This window comes from Alkalihalobacterium sp. TH-98 (assembly GCF_057473385.1).
Genome location: NZ_JBYCKM010000023.1, coordinates 1 through 18073, shown reverse-complemented (window position 1 = coordinate 18073; position 18073 = coordinate 1). Strand labels below are relative to the sequence as shown.

Here is an 18073-nt window from a genome sequence, read left to right as displayed (position 1 = left end):
TAAAATAATTTATGGTTGTAAATAAAAGAATATATAGCAGCGGTCATTTTTATAATCCCATGTCATAAATAACCCTTCAATTTCCCTATCAAATACTTCTTCAAATGATGCTCTTTGAATGCTATAACTTTTTTTAATTTCAATGGAACGCTCTTGAAGCATTTCAATACAGTTTTTTTGGTATAATACTTTCTCGATTTGCAGCATAATTCCTTTGCACTCAGCAAGATACATATTTTGATTCAACTTGAGCATCTCTATACTGCTCGGAGCTTTATGTACTTCTGCACAAATAGAACTCATCTTCTCAAATAACTTCGTTGTTAATTTCGAATGACTGCTTGTTTCAAATCGTTCATTCGTATTACTATTCTCTAGCATTAAAACCCCAGTATTATTATCATAATCCCAATCAGTATGATACGAGGTAAATGTTAGACCTAGCACAGTTACAACTTCATTTTTAAACTCTTGAAAAACCCTCTCGATCACCGCATAGCGAAAGTTGTAGGCCAGATTAATTTGATTAGACTCTACCAGAACCTCTTCTGCCGGCGTTATAAAATTCCTAATATAAATGGTTAACTTATTCGATTGGTTCGTTACAAAACAAGACTCTGGACCTTTCCCAAACTTTTGTTTTAGCATTTTACTAAACGTACTGCTCAATTGCAGGAGGTCTTCTTGTTGGCGATAAGTAGTAATCATTTCTTAGGCTTCCCTCCCCTTTTAGTTAACATCTTTTTTACATTTACTCCCTTTTTATGTATTTATTTCTATAAAAAACCGAAAAGGCCTAACTTCATGAATAGAGAAGTTAGGCCATGGATAGACGGGCTATAATTAATAGTTTCTTCCATTTACCAAAAAATGTATTATAAATATGTTTAAGTTTAATTACAAATTTGTATTTTCGTTACCAATGCCAGCAAGACATTCGTCCATCCTATTTTATCACTAGTTTCTTGATATAGCAATCTACTTAACTATATACAGTTTACTTTCAGTTGTGACTTCCTCTTCTCCTAATGCTGAACACTGTGGCAGTTTAATTAAAAAGGTTGTCCCTTTTCCTAATTTACTTACGACATGAATAGAGCCACCGATAGCTTCGATAATATTATAGACGACCATCATCCCCAAACCCGTTCCCTTTTCTCCTTTAGAAGAAAAATAAGGTTCTCCTAGTCGATTTACTTGCTCCTTTGTCATTCCAATTCCGTTATCCCTAATCGTTAGAAAAATGACATCTTTTTTAGATTCTGCAGAAATATACAGTGTACCTCCATTAGGCATAGCTTCAATACCATTTTTAAATAAATTGATTAAGGCCTGCTGCAGCTTCTGTCGATTAGCTCGAATAAAAAATGAGGAATTATTATATTGAATGTCAATACAATTAGAATTTGCGAGTGGACGTATGACGTCAATTGATCTTTGTAATAGTTCCGCCCCATCAATAACTTTTAAATCATTCGTCGTTGGTTTCGTAAAAGAAAGATATTCTGTAATAATACTTTCAGCACGTTCAACCTCACTAATTGCAATAGAAATATATTTCTCTTTTTCTACTCTACTAATTCCATCGCTTTTCAGAAGTTGTAAAAACCCTTTAACAGTAGTCATTGGATTACGTATTTCATGTGTAAAGCTTGAAGCCACATGATTAACAATTTCCATCTTTTCAGAACGGATAACATGCTCATCCAGTTTTTGTACTCTAATAAATGTCTCACTAAGTACCACAAAAAAGGTAATAAATAACAAGTGAGATAAGCTGATCGTTAAAAATTGCACTGGAGTTATGAAATCATTTAGAACAAATCCTACAGCAACGACAATCAGTAACGAGGATACTAGGCCCACAATTACGCTTAACAAAATTCGTAGTTGATGTGAGAAAGAACGAAATTGGATGGATATAAATCCAATGAAAATAGCATGTAACGTAACTACAATCATTGAAAGGTAAGTTTCGTCTATTCCCCACAGTAGTCGGTATCCAATTAGGGCGATAGAGAGCAATAAACAGATGCGCCATCCTCCATACAACCCAGCAATAGCAATTGGTACGAAACTTAAATCAAACCAAAGTTTATCAGTTATTTGAATCGGAAAGGTTACACAAAGAATGACTGCAGCCAATGCAAATATAACAAAACTAGATTTTTGGACATTAGTTCCCTCACGCTTTTTAAATACAAACAAAACGAACAAACAATAGCAAACGAATATGAAGAAAAAGTTTAACACTACATCCTTTAAAATATCCAATTAATCTCCCATCTTTCTGATTAATATTTTCAATCTTCTCTTCGTTTAAGCAACCCATAAAAAAAGCCAAAGTAAGAGTAACAACAACGGCTACTTCCCACTTTGGCTTTAAACTTTAGCATTAATCTAAAGATCCTTTACCCAATTATTAACTTTTGGTTTTAACAAAACTTATTGTCAATGGTATTGTTAGGTCTGCAGGCTAATGACTAAAAAGGTAGTCCCAGATCAACATATATCAACAATTTAATTTACAGCATCAAAAAATAGATATAGGCATCTTATTCCTAAAATCCTTTTATAGAATATAACAAATTGGTGACTTTTTCAAGAATTTAGGCGTGTTGTTATATTAACTTTTACTCAAAATGAATTTAGTATGCAGATATAGTTATACCAACATTCCATATATTTTGAACACATATACAATAACTTGTGAAGAAAGGTATCTCATGAGATTTTTGGGATATTAACTCAGGGATATCACAACCTCTTATTATAAAGATAAAAAAGACAATTCATCTAGGATTTGTCTTTTTTATCTTTATTCATTAAGTTAAGTCTTTAAAGAGAACGTTTTTCACTCTTTTGTTTCTAATAACGAACAAAAGGACCTAAAAAAATTACCTTACTTGTTCAATATCATATTGTCTGCCGGTTCGTTGTACTTTATTCCAACCCTCCTTATTGATGAAATACTGGATCGTCCCACTCAAGACAAAAAATAAAGTTAAATAACGGAAGATTAATAAATCCTGCAAGAGAGTCATACCTAGTTTTATCAAATCGCGAAAATAAAACTTTTGATTATGGATTCGAGCAATAATAATTGCCACCACATTATAAATTATATTTAACGTAAAACTAGCAATAATATAGACTAATAGGAATTGAAATGCGGTAGCTGGAAATACAACAAGTACAAGTAAAAGTATTATAACCATAAGATAACCACACAGTACCCCTGTAAAAAAGGCCTCAATTATAAAGAAAAATGATAAAGGTCGTGTAAATAATGTTCTTAACAGTGATTTCTTATAGATAAATAAACAATCCGTAAATGCCTTTTGCCAACGAATTCTTTGCTTATATAAATCGAGTATATTCTCTGGTACTTCCGTATAGCACTTGGCTTCTGGGATAAATAAAACCTTTAATCCTTTTTGTTTATTAACATACTGTTGTACTTTTAGTGTGATGTCAATATCTTCACCAACTGTTCTCCGATAACCTCCAACATCTATGAGAACTTGCCTTTTAAACACCCCAAATGCCCCTGAAATAATCGCTAGTGCATTTAGCCTTGCTAATGAAGCTTTATAAACATAAAAGCCTTTAAAGTATTCTAATATTTGACTTCTTACTAACATTTTTAAACCTAGTGTCGGTCTTAAACTTTCTTTATCCACCTTTCTTCCCTGTAATACATGGACAATTCCACCTGCAGCAACAACTTTTTGATCTTGAAAAGCATTATTAATTATAGGTAGTGCTCTCTCATCTAAGATACTATCTGCATCTAAGGTTATTACTAACTCATTTGAAGAGTAAGCAATTCCAGCATTTAAAGAATCAGCCTTACCTCCATTCACCTTGTCTATTACAACCACATTGTTAAACCTCTTTGACTTATATACCCCTAAAACAGGCATATATTCTAAGTTAGTAGTAGTTCGTTTCACCGTCACCTCTAAATCTAACAACCTTTTTAATAAGCTTAATGTATGATCTGTTGAACCATCATTAATAATAATATATTCGTAATTCTGATAATTTAAGTTTTTCATACCGAAAATTAATGTCTCAACAATCGATTGTTCGTTATAGCATGGAACTAATATACTCATCGATTTCTCGTTTGGGGACCTCACGCTTTTCATATAGTAGGGCTTTTTTGATGATAAAATACAAGCATTAACTATATGGAATATTGGGAATATCGTACAAATTGAAAATATGACCAATATCGTTATATTAAGTATACTTTCCATTTTTATTATCCTACTTTCTTATAAATTTTAACGTAATCTATAGAGAATATGGCAGGAAAGAATGTACTTAAATCAGGGTCCCCTGGCCAATTTCCACCTATAGCCAAATTAATAATAAGATGCATTGGCATATCCGGGATGTTATTGGTAGAAGTAAAAACAAGCTCTTCATTCACATACCACCGTATTTCGTTTTCTTCCCATTCAATTCCGTATATATGATCTGTATCAATTTCCTGATTTTCTGTTTTATTATAAGTTGTTTGAAGTTTTCCGTTTTCCCTCCAATGGTGAACTTGATAGATGAGATGCGGTTCGTGACCAACATTTTCAAATATATCAATCTCAGGTAAATGGTCCTTTCCATCAGACGGTAACATCCATATAGCTGGAAATAGTCCTTTACCAACAGGGTACCTTCCTTTCACTTCAACTTTCCCATAAAGAAAATCAAATTTACCCTTCGTTTCAACAAGTCCCGAACTATACTTTTTAGGAGCGACACCATCCTCCTTTGCTATTAAATTAAGTCGACCATTACTAACTTCTACATTTCTGGGAGAATACTCCTGAAGTTCGTTGTTATAGCTTTCTTTTCGCTTTAGAGCCGTCCAATTTTTTGTATTCAGTTTTTCATCTGTAAAATCATCAAAGAAAACTAACTTCCAACCGTCTACATCTTGTTCATCACTTGGAGGTTCACTCCAACTGCTGTCTTCGCTTTTCACTTCGATCTTATGAGTTGGTGAAACAGATACAGACTCTTCGGATAAAGCTTGATTATTGAATGAGCGACTTTTTTCCCCACCTAACCAAAAGAACGAGATTACAATTAGAAAGACTAAGGTAATTCCTATCCATTTTTTCATAAAACACACCTAATCATATTTGAATTTTTTATTCGTTTTAAAGAACATTGTATCTCATACACAATAGTGGACTACCATGCCAAAATTCCTATAAAACAAATAGTTCACTTCACTCCTTTGCTAAAATTTTCATTCAATATCTATATTTTATTGTGCTTTATAGAGAACAATAACTGCTAAAAAAAGACATAGAAAATAAATTTTCCATGCAAGCTTTTTTGAGTTGTGGATCAATCATTCTACAGATCTCCACTAAAATTCTATTGATACTCTTTTATTATAAATTGAACTACAGTTAAATTTAAATGATTTTTTTTCCAAAAAATTCGACAGTTTATACGTACATTACAATTATTGATAAGTAAAGATATATTCACTACATAACATCGACCTCAACATTTCTTTAAATTTGCCCATGAAAAATATATTTAACTGTAGTTTATTAAATCTATTAAAATTGATGTGGCTCTTTGTATATATATGTCGAAACAAAAATCTTCCATATTCTCTAAAACGAATATATAATTCGAAATAGAGACAATGCACTACTATTTCACGTGGCCACAAGAAAGAAAGGCGCAAAGTCCTAAATGTTAGGCCTATGTACTTAGTTTTAACTTTGGGAAGCGATGAAGTATAACCCTTATTTGGACACCTTGGGGTATATGAAGCTAGTGGTGTAACCGGCCCTCTTAATGATTGGTTTTTACTATATTAAAAAATTGATTTAAGAGGAGAAATGGGAAATGAGAAAATTAACAAAAAAAGTAGTAGGATTAACAATTGCAACTTCTTTAGCATTATCAGTATTTGCAGGAGGAGCTTTTGCTGCAGAAGCAGGAGCTGAAGATGTAACAGAAAATGTAGAAAGCAAATTTGTTAAGGATGTCCATGAATTAACTTTAACAGCAGATACTTATGAATTGGAAGTCGGAGAAACTGTTACACTTACAGCATCGGCTTTGAAAACAGGCTCTGCCGCAACGTATAACTGGACAGTTAATGATGAGGTATTTGAAGGAGAAAGTTCGTTAGTACTAGATGATGATGGTTATTACACTTCTGTAATTACGTTTGAAGCAGATGAAGCAGGTACTTATAAGTTTGTATTTGACATCCAAATGACAGCTGGTAATAGTCAAGTTTCTTGGGAAGGACAAGAAAAGAAAGAAGTAACATTTGTAGATCCTGCTCCAGCAGATGGCGATAATGAGAAAGACAATAATGGTAAACAATTAGGGCACATCAAAAAGGATGTGCCACAAGGACCTGCTTCTGGTTCCAATGCAGGTGGGAAAAAATAATTATTATTAACAAAAGAGAGGAGAATGGCTTATTTGGCCTTTTCTCCTTTCATTCTATTACAACAGTATTTGTTCATTTAGAAGCATAGGATACCTTCACAGTGACTCCCCGAATAATCTTGTTTCACAGCGTGTTCCACGTTTTTTAATAATGGTGTGTACTAGACAATTGTATTATTAGAAGTCTCTATGTTGATATAAAGTAACTATCCTCTTATCTAACTCACTCCCTATTTATAATTCAACCTGTAAAGCTTTCCTATCGCCTACTTCTTAGCCCAGAGAAATTAAATAATTGCAACAACCCCACCAAGTATTTCTCCAGTATCCTACATAAGTTCACCAAAAATTTATAATAAACTTCCCCAACTTACAAAAAACGACAAAATATAAATTTCCTATCTAGTAAAATGGTAGTAAAAGATTATAATTAAGTTAGATAAGAAGTTTTAGAGTCTAAGAAAGTCGAAGGTCGGGGGGATATATATGGGTTATGCCGTAGAAAAATCTGTAGAAGAAAATAATCTTCGACAGAAACAACCTAATAAATGGTATAAAAACTGGAAGTACATTCTATCCATTATTATCTTTATTACTGCACTTATATTGACGGTAATGATCTACTATCAAAATACACATTTTAATTCAAACATTACGATTAATGGAATAGAAGTTAGCGGGCTGACAGCTGATCAAGCCCTAGAAAAGTTGCAAACCTCTGTGCTTAAAAACCAAATCTATGTTGGGGACCAGCTCATTTTAGAAGGAACTGAAACAAAGATGGAGTTTACAGAAAGTGACTTACCCGGGATTAGAGAAACTTTAAGAAGTCAGGCGACCTTTTTCCCATCTACAGAAGCGAAAACGTATTTTTTACTGCCAAGTCAAACCGACGAATATCGTAGTGAAGTTCTGAGAACCGAATTCGAGCAAAAACTCACCACTATGAATGAGCAATTGGCAGCGCCTGTAAATGCGCAAGCCATCTTAGAAGAAGGCGAAATTCTGATTTCTGAAAGCATTGAAGGTGAGCAATATGATGTCCATCGTCTTTTAGATGCGTTCGACAAGCAAGATTATACGAGCGAAATCTTTCTAGAGCCCCTCTATCTAGAACCGATCAAGGAAGATAGTGAACTTGTACAAAACCAAGTAAACAAGCTGCAGGATTTCCTTCAGCATACGGTCGATTATGAGGTAGAAGACCAAGTCTACTCCTTAATAGCTAGCGACCTTATTACAAGTGCTTCCGTATCAGAAGATTTGAAGATCGAGATAAATAAACATAGTATTCCTAAGAAAGTAGCTGAAATTAATGACGCTCAATCCACTTTAGGGAAAGATTTTACCTTTAAGACTCATTCAGGTTCTGTTATATCTGTTAAAGGAAAAGGATATGGCTGGGCACTTGATGTTGAAAAAGAGTCAAAATTGATATTAGAAGCTTTTGAAAACGGTGAAACGTCATTTTCTGCTTCTAATATTTACGGAAATGGCTGGGGCGGTGAAGGCTTTGGTTACGGCGTTACCGCAAACAACGGCATTGGACATACGTATGCTGAAGTGTCCATCGCCCAACAACGCATGTGGATCTACAGAGAAGGCGAACTAGTCTTAACCACCCATGTGGTTACTGGAGACCGAACTAAAAAACAAGATACCTTACCAGGAGTGTGGTACATTCTTTTTAAACGGACACCATATACACTCACTAGTGATACGTACGCCATTGACGTCGATTATTGGGCACCGTTTACAAACAGCGGTCAAGGCTTCCACGACGCAGACTGGCGAACTAACTGGTCAAGCAATGCCTACCATAATCAAGGATCTAACGGCTGCGTCAATGTACCACCAAGTGTCATGAAAAAAGTTTATGATAATCTAAGGGTCTATGATCCAGTTGTTATCTATTAACGACAGAAACCAGGAAATCGCAGATGATTTCCTGGTTTTATTATGTCACCAAAGTGACTAGCCGATTTCTTTCTACCACTTTAGGTACCAAGTCATTTATCTATTGAGACCGTTCTCCAATTGTTTATCAATCCACTGATAAATGTCTTTCATTACTTCATCCTTATTTAATTCATTCAACATTTCATGACGTCCTTCTTTGTAAAAGGTATAATTAATATTTTTCATTCCTACCTTTTTATATTGTTGAATTACTTTTAATACACCTTTTTTATTATGACCTACAGGATCGTGATCACCACTAAAAATAAAAATCGGTAAATCTTTGTTTATTTTTTTTACTTCTTGATGATGGTGAATAGTCTCAAGCCCAGATATTAAATCATAATAAAATCCTGAGGTAGCGATAAAGCCACAATGAGGATCTTTAATATACTTTTGAACTTCCTGCGGATTTCTTGTTAACCAATCATACTCCGTTTTTGCTTCCTTGAATCCTTTGTTAAAGTTCCCAAAAAATAATTTATTTAGTAATGGACTTTCTGTTCGATTACCTATCTTTCGTATTTGAGATTTTGCAACTAATTTCCCTACTTTCCCTGAAATGCCGGGGTTTCCGCCTGTACCAGACAAAATAACCCCCTCAACAACATCATGAAACCGTTGGATAAAACGGCGGACTATAAAGGATCCCATACTATGACCCATGATGAACACTGGTGTTTCTGGGTATTGACTATGAATACTATCATTTATCTCTTTTATATCCTCTACAACTCTTTCAAAACCATTTTTATCTGCGAAAAAACCAAGAGTTCCGTTGTTTTCTCCTGTTTTTCCATGACCGCGATGGTCGTTTGCAACCATAAATATCCCTTTCGTTAATAAAAAACTTGCAAGTTCATCATAACGAAATGAATGTTCTGACATACCATGTGCAAGCTGCAAAACAGCCCTGGGCTTTACATTCTCATCATACCATTGATTTATAAATACCTCATGATCATCTGACATTGTAAACCAACTTTGTAGTAGCAAAATAATCATCCCCACTTTTTGTTTCTTATAATCAAACAAATTTCTTTCAGAACATATTTTCGTGAAGGCTGTATTACAAAAGGGCATTCACGATAATTTTATTACTTGGCTAGCTAACCTGCTCATTCATAACAAAAAAGAGACGCAACTCACACTATAACAAAGGTTATAACGAAGCTGGTCCCTCCTTTTCTCCAACCAAAAATATTAACTTATTCTTTATTATAGCAACGTTTCCATTAGGCATAAACCCTCTTTTACATCTGAAAGGACGGTTTCTTACTTTCCACCGTGATGAAACGCTATCTATAATCCGAATGTAACATCAATTTGTACAAGTTCTGAACGAGTGCCAATGCGAATAGGCGGACCCCAAAACCCAAAACCAGATGACACAATGGAATGCATCTGACCTTTTTGCAGATATCCCCAATCGTTTTCATAAATCCGTTGTGTAATTAAGCGGCCAGGAAAGACTTGACCAAGATGCGTATGACCCGAAAGCATTAGGTCAACCCCTAGCTTCTCAGCAATATCTAAATCATAAGGCTGGTGATCCATTAGAATAACGGTCTTTGTTAGGTCGATCTCTTCCATTAAATCAGCAACCTCTTCTCGTTCAGCGTCTCTACGATCTCTTCTCCCGACTAAAAGGATATTCTCATTAACTGGTATTACTTCATCGTACAATACTCGTAAATTGCCTCTCTCTAGTGTATCAATTAACTCATCTATAGGGCCATTATGCTTATCATGGTTTCCGAGCGAGACATATACACCTAAAGGAGCAACGATGTCTGCTAAAACTTCATCCATGCCCTGGTTAATAAATTGGTTGATTTGATCATCAACAATATCACCTGGCAACAAGACGATATCTGGTTCGAGCTTATTAATGTTTTTCACCATCTTCTTAGCCTGTTCCCTGCCAAAAAGAAGCCCAAAATGCATATCTGAAGCCATAACAATATTAAGTTGCTCTATCGCGGGGCTCTCTTTTTTTATATGAATATCGTAAGTTTGCACGGTCGGACTGTAGGCATTATACATTCCATAACCAATTAATGAAAATACTAATCCAACGATAATCATTCCAGGCCATTTGTCGAGATACTCTTTCGGTAATTGAGTATTACGTAGAAGCCAAACACTAATATGCACAATTGGCAAGAGTAGTACTAATATATAAAATACCGCCATCCAGACCGAGCCGATAGAATATAAAATAACATTTTCAAACAATCTTCCCGTTACAAATGAAGTCGCAACCACCGTCAAAACGAAAATGTAGATGACTTTTATTTTCCAAGATAATTCAGCCTGTACTCTAAACTCCATCCAACGCCAGCCGCTCCAGCCTATATAATATACAAGAAGACCATACAGTAACAGAAAAACCAGTCCAAAAAGAAGCAAAACCGTTATCTCCAATCCATTAATAATGTTAAAATCTAACAGTAGGTTGTGCAATTACTCTTGAATTTAATCAACAAACCTACCAGCTCGATTGCACCGCGATATTAAAATGAGTTACAAAAAAAAGCACGTCTAATTGACATGCCAAATAATACCCATTATTTAATTAACCACCAAGACCATTTGTAATCAGCATAATGACTAACGGACCTAAAATAACAATAAATAGTGCGGGGAATATAAATAAAATCATAGGAAATAACATTTTGACTGGGGCTTTCATCGCTTGCTCCCTGGCTGTTTCACGCCTCTTCTCCCTAATTCTTGTCGTTAAATTCCGTAATGACTTTGACATTCCAATTCCTAATTGATCGGCCTGAATTAATGATGTAATGACACTTTGAAAAGTATCAGATGGTACTCTTTTCCTTAAGTCATAAAAGGCATCTCTTCTTGACTTTCCTCGTTTCATTTCTTCGATGGTGAGAAAAAACTCCTCTGATAATGGCCCCTTTGATCTTTGGCAAGTTGTTGTAATTGCAGCGTCTAACCCCACTCCTGCTTCAATCAATAGATTGACCTTATCAAAAAAATCTGGCATTTCCTTATTTATGTCTTTAATTCGTTGTGTCTTTTTCTTCATTAGGAAAAACATCGGGTAACGAAAGCCGAGAAAGGCAACTGTAATCGTTAACAGCCAGGTCATTGCTGTTTCCTCTGAAATGGAGGTAAAAAAGAAAAATACGATCACGCTGAAACCGATACTGATTAATAACTGGATTAAACGAAACTCAATCGCTGACAGTTTTAAGGAATATCCAGCGTCTCTAAGCAATTGATCTAACTTTTTTCGTTCGGATAAGGAAAGTCGATTATTGATCGTCATAATCGCTTTGTCCCAGTATTTCTTCACAATAGCTAATTGTAAGATGGATTTTCTTTCTTTGACGCCTGCATTCTTGTTTGAATTATTAATGGCTGAAAAATAGGATTCAATCCTTTGGTCTAGTTTGATTTTTCAACGATACACCGTCAACAAAATTGCAGCAAAAGTCAACATAAAAAAGATTGATGTCAAGATAAAGAAAATGATCTGTATCATCGTTTACACCTCAATTCGGATAATTTTTTGAATAAGCAACCATCCGATCATAATAAATATTCCAGAAAAAAATAACATAGCCAAACCTAACGGGTGTTCAAGCATTGGACCAAAATAACCTGGATCTACAGCGTACAAATAAAACGCAAGTCCTACCGGCAATAATGTAATAACTAAGGCAGAAAGTTTCCCTTGTGAGGTAAGCGTATTCAGCTCTTCTAAAATTCTTATTCTTCCTCGAATGGTCTCCTCCATCGTCTCCAGTAGTTGCGCTAAATTTCCCCCACTTTTTCGTTGAGCGATAATCGCTTGTAAAGCCACTTCTAATTCTTTATTGGGTAAGCGTGTAAGCAAGTTGGCAAAGACCTCGTCCATTGGTATTCCTAGTCCAATTTCTCGTACAGCTCGATCAAACTCAGGACCAATAGGATCTGGCATTTCCCTTCCAACCAATTGCATCGCCTGTATAAAGCTAAATCCAGAACGCATCGAATTGGCCATCATTCCTAACGTCTCAAGTAATTGATAAGGAACTTGAGATATTCGCTTCTTTCCTTTCCAAGATATATATATAGTAGGAATTAAAAAACCACCAACAGTAAACACAACCGCAAGGATGACATGAACACCTAAAACAGTGAATAAAACTCCAACTCCTATAGCACTTAACAAACGCAAGACAAAAAATTCTTCTATTGTTAAGGAACTACCTGCCTGCTCTAATTTCTTTTTCGTATTTTCATTAAAGCTCATACCGTGAAATAATTTGGAAAAAGCAGCAATAAACTTTCGAAATTGACTTGCCTTTTTTTCAACAGTTACTGCAACTTCCTCATTTCTAGACTGGCTTGGTACAAATTCATGGAGTCGACGCTTTAACGTATTCTTCCTTAAGACCATTTTTGTGAGGAGAAAAAAAAGAACATAAGAATTGATAAAGATAAGAAGTAAGTTTATAACTGTCTCCATTTTACCACTCCCTTGTAAACCATGAGGAAGGAAGCTCGAAGCCATTAACCTCTAATTGTTCTGAAACCTTTGGTCGAATACCAGTCGACATAAAACTTCCATCAATCTTTCCATCAATGGTTCTTCCTTTCTCTTGAAAGACGAATAAATCTTGAAGAACGATCGTATCGCCTTCCATTCCTACAACTTCAGTAATATGAGTAATTTTCCTCGTTCCATCTTTCAATCGAGCTTGTTGGACGATAATGTCAATTGCACCAGTTATCTGTTCACGAATGGCTCGAACTGGTAAGTCAAAACCAGCCATTAAAACCATCGTTTCAAGACGAGCTAACATATCACGAGGGGAGTTCGCATGTCCGGTACTCAAACTTCCATCATGACCTGTATTCATCGCTTGAAGCATGTCTAGTGCCTCTGCACCACGAACTTCCCCAACAACAATTCGATCTGGGCGCATTCGAAGGGAGTTTCGTACAAGTTCGCGAATCGTAATTTGACCCTTTCCTTCAATATTTGGCGGCCTAGACTCCAATGAAACGATATGATCTTGCGATAGCTTTAGCTCAGCTGCATCCTCTATCGTAATAATGCGTTCATCATTTGGAATAAACGAAGACAATACATTTAAGGATGATGTTTTTCCTGACCCTGTCCCTCCACTTATAAAGATGTTCAGATGAGATTTGACACAGATGTCTAAAAACTCAGCCATATCTCGACTTAATGTGCCAAATCGAATTAAGTCTTCAATTGAGAATGGATTTTCAGAAAATTTACGGATCGTTAATGACGGTCCCTTTAATGCAAGAGGTGGTATAATAGCATTCACACGAGAACCATCCGGTAGACGGGCATCAACCATCGGAGAACTTTCATCGACCCTTCGTCCAATCGGTGAAACAATCTTTTCTATTACTTGGATGACATGTTGGTCATCCCGAAATGCCGTTTGACTTTTTATAATTTTCCCGCTTTTTTCAAAGAAGATATCCTTTGGTCCATTAACCATAATCTCACTGATATGCGGATTTTCTAGTAAAGGTGTAATCGGTCCATATGCTAACAGCTCATACTCAACCGTTGCCAGTAACGTTCTTTTCTCTTCAAATGTTAATCGTTCTCCTTCTTTCTCTAAAAAGACTTGACCTAATTCTCGAACCTTCTGTTTTTCATCCGCTTCACTTACACTTGGCTTCTTCTTCAGTTCCTCTAGTAAAAATTGATGCATTTTTTCTTCCAATTCTAAATACCTGTTGGTTTCAGCTACAGCTAATTGAGGATACTCTTCTTCAAGAAATTTAGGTTCTTTCTCTACGACAAACTTGTTAAAAAGAGACATTCGACATTCACACCTTTCTATTTACTAAATGAAAATAGACGCTTTTTTTTCTTTCTTGGTTCGATACTCGACATTTCTTGAACGGTCAGTTTACTAGATAAAGCTAAGAAGCTTTTTGAAAATGGTGACCGGATATGAGAGACACAAAGAGGGACTCCCTCATTTATTGAAGTCTTTACAAGAGTTTCTTGGTTTGGCAAAGTAGCGAAAACTCCTTGCCCTAACATGCTTTCAATTTGGCTTGTTTCGATGACTTTACTCTTCGGCTCTTTATTTACAACCAGTTTTAACTTGTCAGACTGTTGAAGTGTTTCTAATGTATCGATATACAACTTCGTTGAGCGTAAAACAGGTAACTCACTTGTTGTTAAGAGAAGAATGTCATCCGATTGGCTTAAACATGCAACGTGAATTTCTGATAAATATGAAGGCATATCGATTATGATCGTTGTATATTTCTTTTTTAACTCCGTAATAGCTGTGGTTAAGTGTTCGTCTGTAAGGATTTCAAAAAATTCTGGGCGTGGTGGAGCAGCTAAGACGGAAACCCTGCTTGCATGTTCCGTTAAATACTTAGTAACGGAAAAACCTTTGCGACCATACCCCTCCTTAACCCATTCATAGATGGTTAGTTTTGGCTTCAAATCATAGAAGACAGCCACATCACCAAATTGTAGGTCAGCATCAATAACCACCACCTCTTCGCCACTCTTTGTTAGCGCTGTAGCTAAATTCGTAACAACCGTCGTACGTCCTATTCCACCTTTTGCACTACACACTGAAATCACTCGACTTTTCTTCGCAAGACGAAATGGAATAACCTCTTTATTGTCTAATCGTTGTTTCATATATTTTTCTGATTGAACGATTACTTCTTTCACTTCTTCTATATCTGAGGAGATTCTTAATGTATTCGAAGCGCCTACGAGCATTGCTTTACGGATATTCTCCATATTATCTGGAACGATTAATACAATATAAACGTGCGGAAATTGAATGGAAATTTCTTGACATAGTTCATAGATGTTATACACCGTATTCACTTTTAAAAAGAGAATGGAATGATCAGATTGCTGTAAATTCATATACAAATCTTCCAAGCTTGGATGACTAATTAAAGGATATTGTCTTTTTTCTAAAACAGCTTCTAGCTGATCAGTAGGTGCATTCGTATCCGAATAATAGAGCCAGCTTATCTTCATTATTCATTTCTCCCTTCCACAAGTTCTCTTTTAACGCGAATTTCTTTATCGATAACCTCTTCGTCTTCTGAATCTCGTAACATAAAGTAAAATCCTTCTTGGTTTCTGGCCACTAAGCTTAATAACACACCTTCATCAGGTGTGACCTCGACCGTTACCGTTTCATAACGTAACGCTTCATCTGGAGAATGAACGGCTTCCCCCGCAGCTAGTACTCTCACATTTTGCAAAACTAACTCGGCTTTACGAAACGTCTTTTCTTCTTCCTCCTCATCTTTCTCTATACTAGTTTCAAAGGCAATAATATCGACTTGTGAATTTGGTTCAATATAACCGGAAACCCCTTCTTGTACCTTGGAGACTTGTAGTGAAATCGCACGTTTTCCTTCACTAACAGCAGCCATTTCATTTCTCATTTCTCTCGATTGGATCTCCCCTTCTTCAACTTCACTTTCGATTAGTTCTGGCTCAACTTCCACTGGTGCAGATGCTGAAGATGATTCATTTGTAAATAAAGCAAGATACGCGACAAACGTAACTAAAATTCCAAATATAAATGACCACGCCCAAATACGCTTTGTTTTCATATGTACCTATGCTCCTTTCTTGTAAATTTTAACTTTAGGTTTTACTCAACCAATTTCACACCGTACAATCCTGTTTCAACTTGACTTTCACCGATTTCCCCAGAAGTAATCATGCTGATAAAATGACCTTTAATAATACCATTACTATTACTCCATGCTTCAATCCAATAAGCAGCAAAACCTACGATTTCTACTGTATCTTTCCCTTGAATATCTTCAAATGTATCAACAACAGGTAAGAATAATATACGTTCACAAGAATTGTCGGCTGTAGAGTGATGTTGACAATGTGATTTATCCTTATCCTTTTCAATTAAAGTCAGAATTGCACTTCGAACTTGACCAGTCTTATTACCAGGTTCGGTATCAACAGGTTGTCCTTCAGAAACTGACATTGTACTTCCATTTACAATCGCTGATCCTAAATTCGAAGCACCTGTACCGTCTATTGATAGATAATGACAATTACCGTTATTCACTCCAGGATTCGTGCAGTTTAGCTGAGTTGCATGAGGAATAGAGTCTTTTGGTATTGCAAGTGGCGCTACTCCATTCGCAGAAACTAATTGACCAACTTCAGCTCTGGCTGAAGCTGTTACAGTCATTTCATTAAATCCTATTATTCTAGCGAAAGTTAAAGGAACGGTAGATTCGTTTGTTGCTGCTATTGAATGACTGTTTGTTGATATGTTGCCATCTGGTAAATAAAATTGGTTTTTGCTCGAAAGGTCCTTTGCGATACTTCTAGCACTTGTTTCATTGGTTAAGAGAACTTGTGCAGATCCCAAAACAGCAGCATCGAGTGACTTTTGTAGAGTGCTTTTCTCTGAATACGCTCTGCCCACATCAACTACAATCGCTACAGCTCCAAGAAGCATGACCATTGACAAAGCAACCATTACAACAACTGTTCCATTTTCATTTTTTAATAAAGATAGTAATCGTTTCATTATTCAACCCTCATTACCGTCGTATTTGTTAACGTAAACGGCCCAACAATGTTACTGATGACTGGGGTTAGAAATGTAACTGGATAAGTAATCGTTATTGTTACATCACTTCCAGATGTGCCAGGATTAACATGCACCTGGCTAGTAGTTAAATTTATACTAGAAGCATGATTGACAGCAACAGCTCTAACCTCAACTTCATTCTGTCCAATGCTAGCCGCTCTAGCAGCCTCTCTCCCTGCATGATCTATTGTTAAATAAGCGTGAAAGGTTCGACCAAAATCGACGATCCCAAATAAAAGCATAATTAAAATGGGAACAATTAACGCAAATTCAACGAGTGATTGCCCCTTTTGTGATTTCATCAAATCCCCCCAAACAGAAATGCACATAAAGTTCCTAGAACAATAGCTACTCCATATGGGAATGTAATGCTAGACGCTTTATCTACTTTCAAAGCCATGGAACCAAGATTGCTTCTCAAAAAAGGGAGCGAACAATAAATGGCCTGTAATGAATGACGAACTCCTCTTTTCTTCATAATAAGAATAATAGAGATAACTCCTCCGATAAGTGCAGTATAAATAAATGAATAGAATACGAAAGTAGAACCTGTCAGTGCTCCAATGGCCGCCATCAACTTCACATCCCCAGCACCCATTCCACCTAACAAGTAAGGAACAAGTAGGACACCAAATCCAACAAGAAATCCAGCACCACTAAATAGGAATCCTTGCCATCCATTTATTAGTGAATAGTAAATAAAACCAAATAAAATAGATGGGAGAGTAACAATATTTAAAATTTTACGCCTCTTTATATCCGTTATAAAAGATATTAATAGTGCTATAAATAACATGGTATAAATCACCAGTATAACCACCTTTATTTAAGTAGAATGAAAGCCCTACAGAGTAGGGCTTATAGTTTTGTTAGTCTTGCAAACTTCTCTACATTATTTTAGAAGTCAACATCATTGAAGATACCTGTAAATAATGTTGTCAATTGTCCCCTGAATAGTGTTACTGCTCCTATTACCACTGCCACTACTCCTGCCAGCAATACTCCATACTCTGATAATCCTTGCCCTTTTTCTTCTACCACTAAGTTTT

The 18073-nt window shown here is 35.8% G+C and carries 16 protein-coding genes and 1 riboswitch; of the genes, 2 read left to right on the top strand and 14 right to left on the bottom strand.

The genetic code is table 11. The features are described from left to right. Positions 1 to 9: 9 nt before the first annotated feature. The 4 genes from AC2VNP_RS08930 to AC2VNP_RS08915 form a co-directional block, all read right to left on the bottom strand. Positions 10 to 708 (bottom strand): Na-translocating system protein MpsC family protein, encoded by a 699-nt coding sequence (locus tag AC2VNP_RS08930; RefSeq protein ID WP_486916993.1) that lies wholly within the window; start codon positions 706 to 708, stop codon positions 10 to 12. A 270-nt stretch (positions 709 to 978) separates the two neighbouring features. Continuing rightward, positions 979 to 2208: an ATP-binding protein gene (locus AC2VNP_RS08925; protein ID WP_486916992.1), complete on the bottom strand. Its 1230-nt coding sequence runs from the start codon at positions 2206 to 2208 to the stop codon at positions 979 to 981. Between the two features lie 689 nt (positions 2209 to 2897). Next, entirely contained in the window at positions 2898 to 4121 is a 1224-nt protein-coding gene (locus AC2VNP_RS08920) for a glycosyltransferase family 2 protein (protein WP_486916991.1), read from the bottom strand. 149 nt (positions 4122 to 4270) lie between these two features. Further along, a complete protein-coding gene (locus AC2VNP_RS08915; RefSeq protein ID WP_486916990.1) occupies positions 4271 to 5134 on the bottom strand; it encodes a glycoside hydrolase family 16 protein in 864 nt (287 codons plus the stop codon). Between the two features lie 613 nt (positions 5135 to 5747). Further along, positions 5748 to 5830, top strand: a riboswitch (cyclic di-GMP riboswitch). Between the two features lie 50 nt (positions 5831 to 5880). Between AC2VNP_RS08915 and AC2VNP_RS08910 the strand changes: the two genes are divergently transcribed. Then, positions 5881 to 6438 (top strand): hypothetical protein, encoded by a 558-nt coding sequence (locus AC2VNP_RS08910; RefSeq protein WP_486916989.1) that lies wholly within the window; start codon positions 5881 to 5883, stop codon positions 6436 to 6438. 486 nt (positions 6439 to 6924) lie between these two features. After that, a complete protein-coding gene (locus AC2VNP_RS08905; RefSeq protein WP_486916988.1) occupies positions 6925 to 8355 on the top strand; it encodes a L,D-transpeptidase family protein in 1431 nt (476 codons plus the stop codon). Between the two features lie 96 nt (positions 8356 to 8451). Here the strand turns inward: AC2VNP_RS08905 and AC2VNP_RS08900 are convergent, their stop codons facing one another. The 10 genes from AC2VNP_RS08900 to AC2VNP_RS08855 form a co-directional block, all read right to left on the bottom strand. After that, positions 8452 to 9393, bottom strand: coding sequence for a lysophospholipase (locus AC2VNP_RS08900; protein ID WP_486916987.1), 942 nt, complete (start codon positions 9391 to 9393; stop codon positions 8452 to 8454). Between the two features lie 306 nt (positions 9394 to 9699). Beyond that, positions 9700 to 10863, bottom strand: coding sequence for a metallophosphoesterase (locus AC2VNP_RS08895; protein ID WP_486916986.1), 1164 nt, complete (start codon positions 10861 to 10863; stop codon positions 9700 to 9702). Positions 10864 to 10975: 112 nt separating this feature from the next. After that, positions 10976 to 11722, bottom strand: coding sequence for a type II secretion system F family protein (locus AC2VNP_RS08890; RefSeq protein ID WP_486916985.1), 747 nt, complete (start codon positions 11720 to 11722; stop codon positions 10976 to 10978). A 192-nt stretch (positions 11723 to 11914) separates the two neighbouring features. Continuing rightward, positions 11915 to 12880, bottom strand: a complete 966-nt coding sequence (locus tag AC2VNP_RS08885; protein ID WP_486916984.1) for a type II secretion system F family protein — start codon at positions 12878 to 12880, stop codon at positions 11915 to 11917. Position 12881: 1 nt separating this feature from the next. After that, entirely contained in the window at positions 12882 to 14222 is a 1341-nt protein-coding gene (locus AC2VNP_RS08880) for a TadA family conjugal transfer-associated ATPase (protein ID WP_486916983.1), read from the bottom strand. A 17-nt stretch (positions 14223 to 14239) separates the two neighbouring features. Then, entirely contained in the window at positions 14240 to 15424 is a 1185-nt protein-coding gene (locus tag AC2VNP_RS08875; RefSeq protein WP_486916982.1) for a CpaE/TadZ family protein, read from the bottom strand. Beyond that, the gene (locus AC2VNP_RS08870; protein ID WP_486916981.1) at positions 15424 to 16011 is read right to left on the bottom strand and encodes an RcpC/CpaB family pilus assembly protein; all 588 of its coding nucleotides are present in this window, start codon (positions 16009 to 16011) and stop codon (positions 15424 to 15426) included. Before AC2VNP_RS08870 ends, AC2VNP_RS08875 begins: the two co-directional genes overlap by 1 nt. Before the next feature lie 41 nt (positions 16012 to 16052). After that, positions 16053 to 16961, bottom strand: coding sequence for a pilus assembly protein TadG-related protein (locus tag AC2VNP_RS08865; protein ID WP_486916980.1), 909 nt, complete (start codon positions 16959 to 16961; stop codon positions 16053 to 16055). Continuing rightward, the gene (locus AC2VNP_RS08860) at positions 16961 to 17326 is read right to left on the bottom strand and encodes a TadE/TadG family type IV pilus assembly protein (RefSeq protein WP_486916979.1); all 366 of its coding nucleotides are present in this window, start codon (positions 17324 to 17326) and stop codon (positions 16961 to 16963) included. Before AC2VNP_RS08860 ends, AC2VNP_RS08865 begins: the two co-directional genes overlap by 1 nt. Continuing rightward, the gene (locus AC2VNP_RS08855; protein ID WP_486916978.1) at positions 17326 to 17832 is read right to left on the bottom strand and encodes an A24 family peptidase; all 507 of its coding nucleotides are present in this window, start codon (positions 17830 to 17832) and stop codon (positions 17326 to 17328) included. The genes AC2VNP_RS08860 and AC2VNP_RS08855 overlap by 1 nt, the downstream gene beginning before the upstream one ends. Positions 17833 to 18073 lie beyond the last annotated feature (241 nt).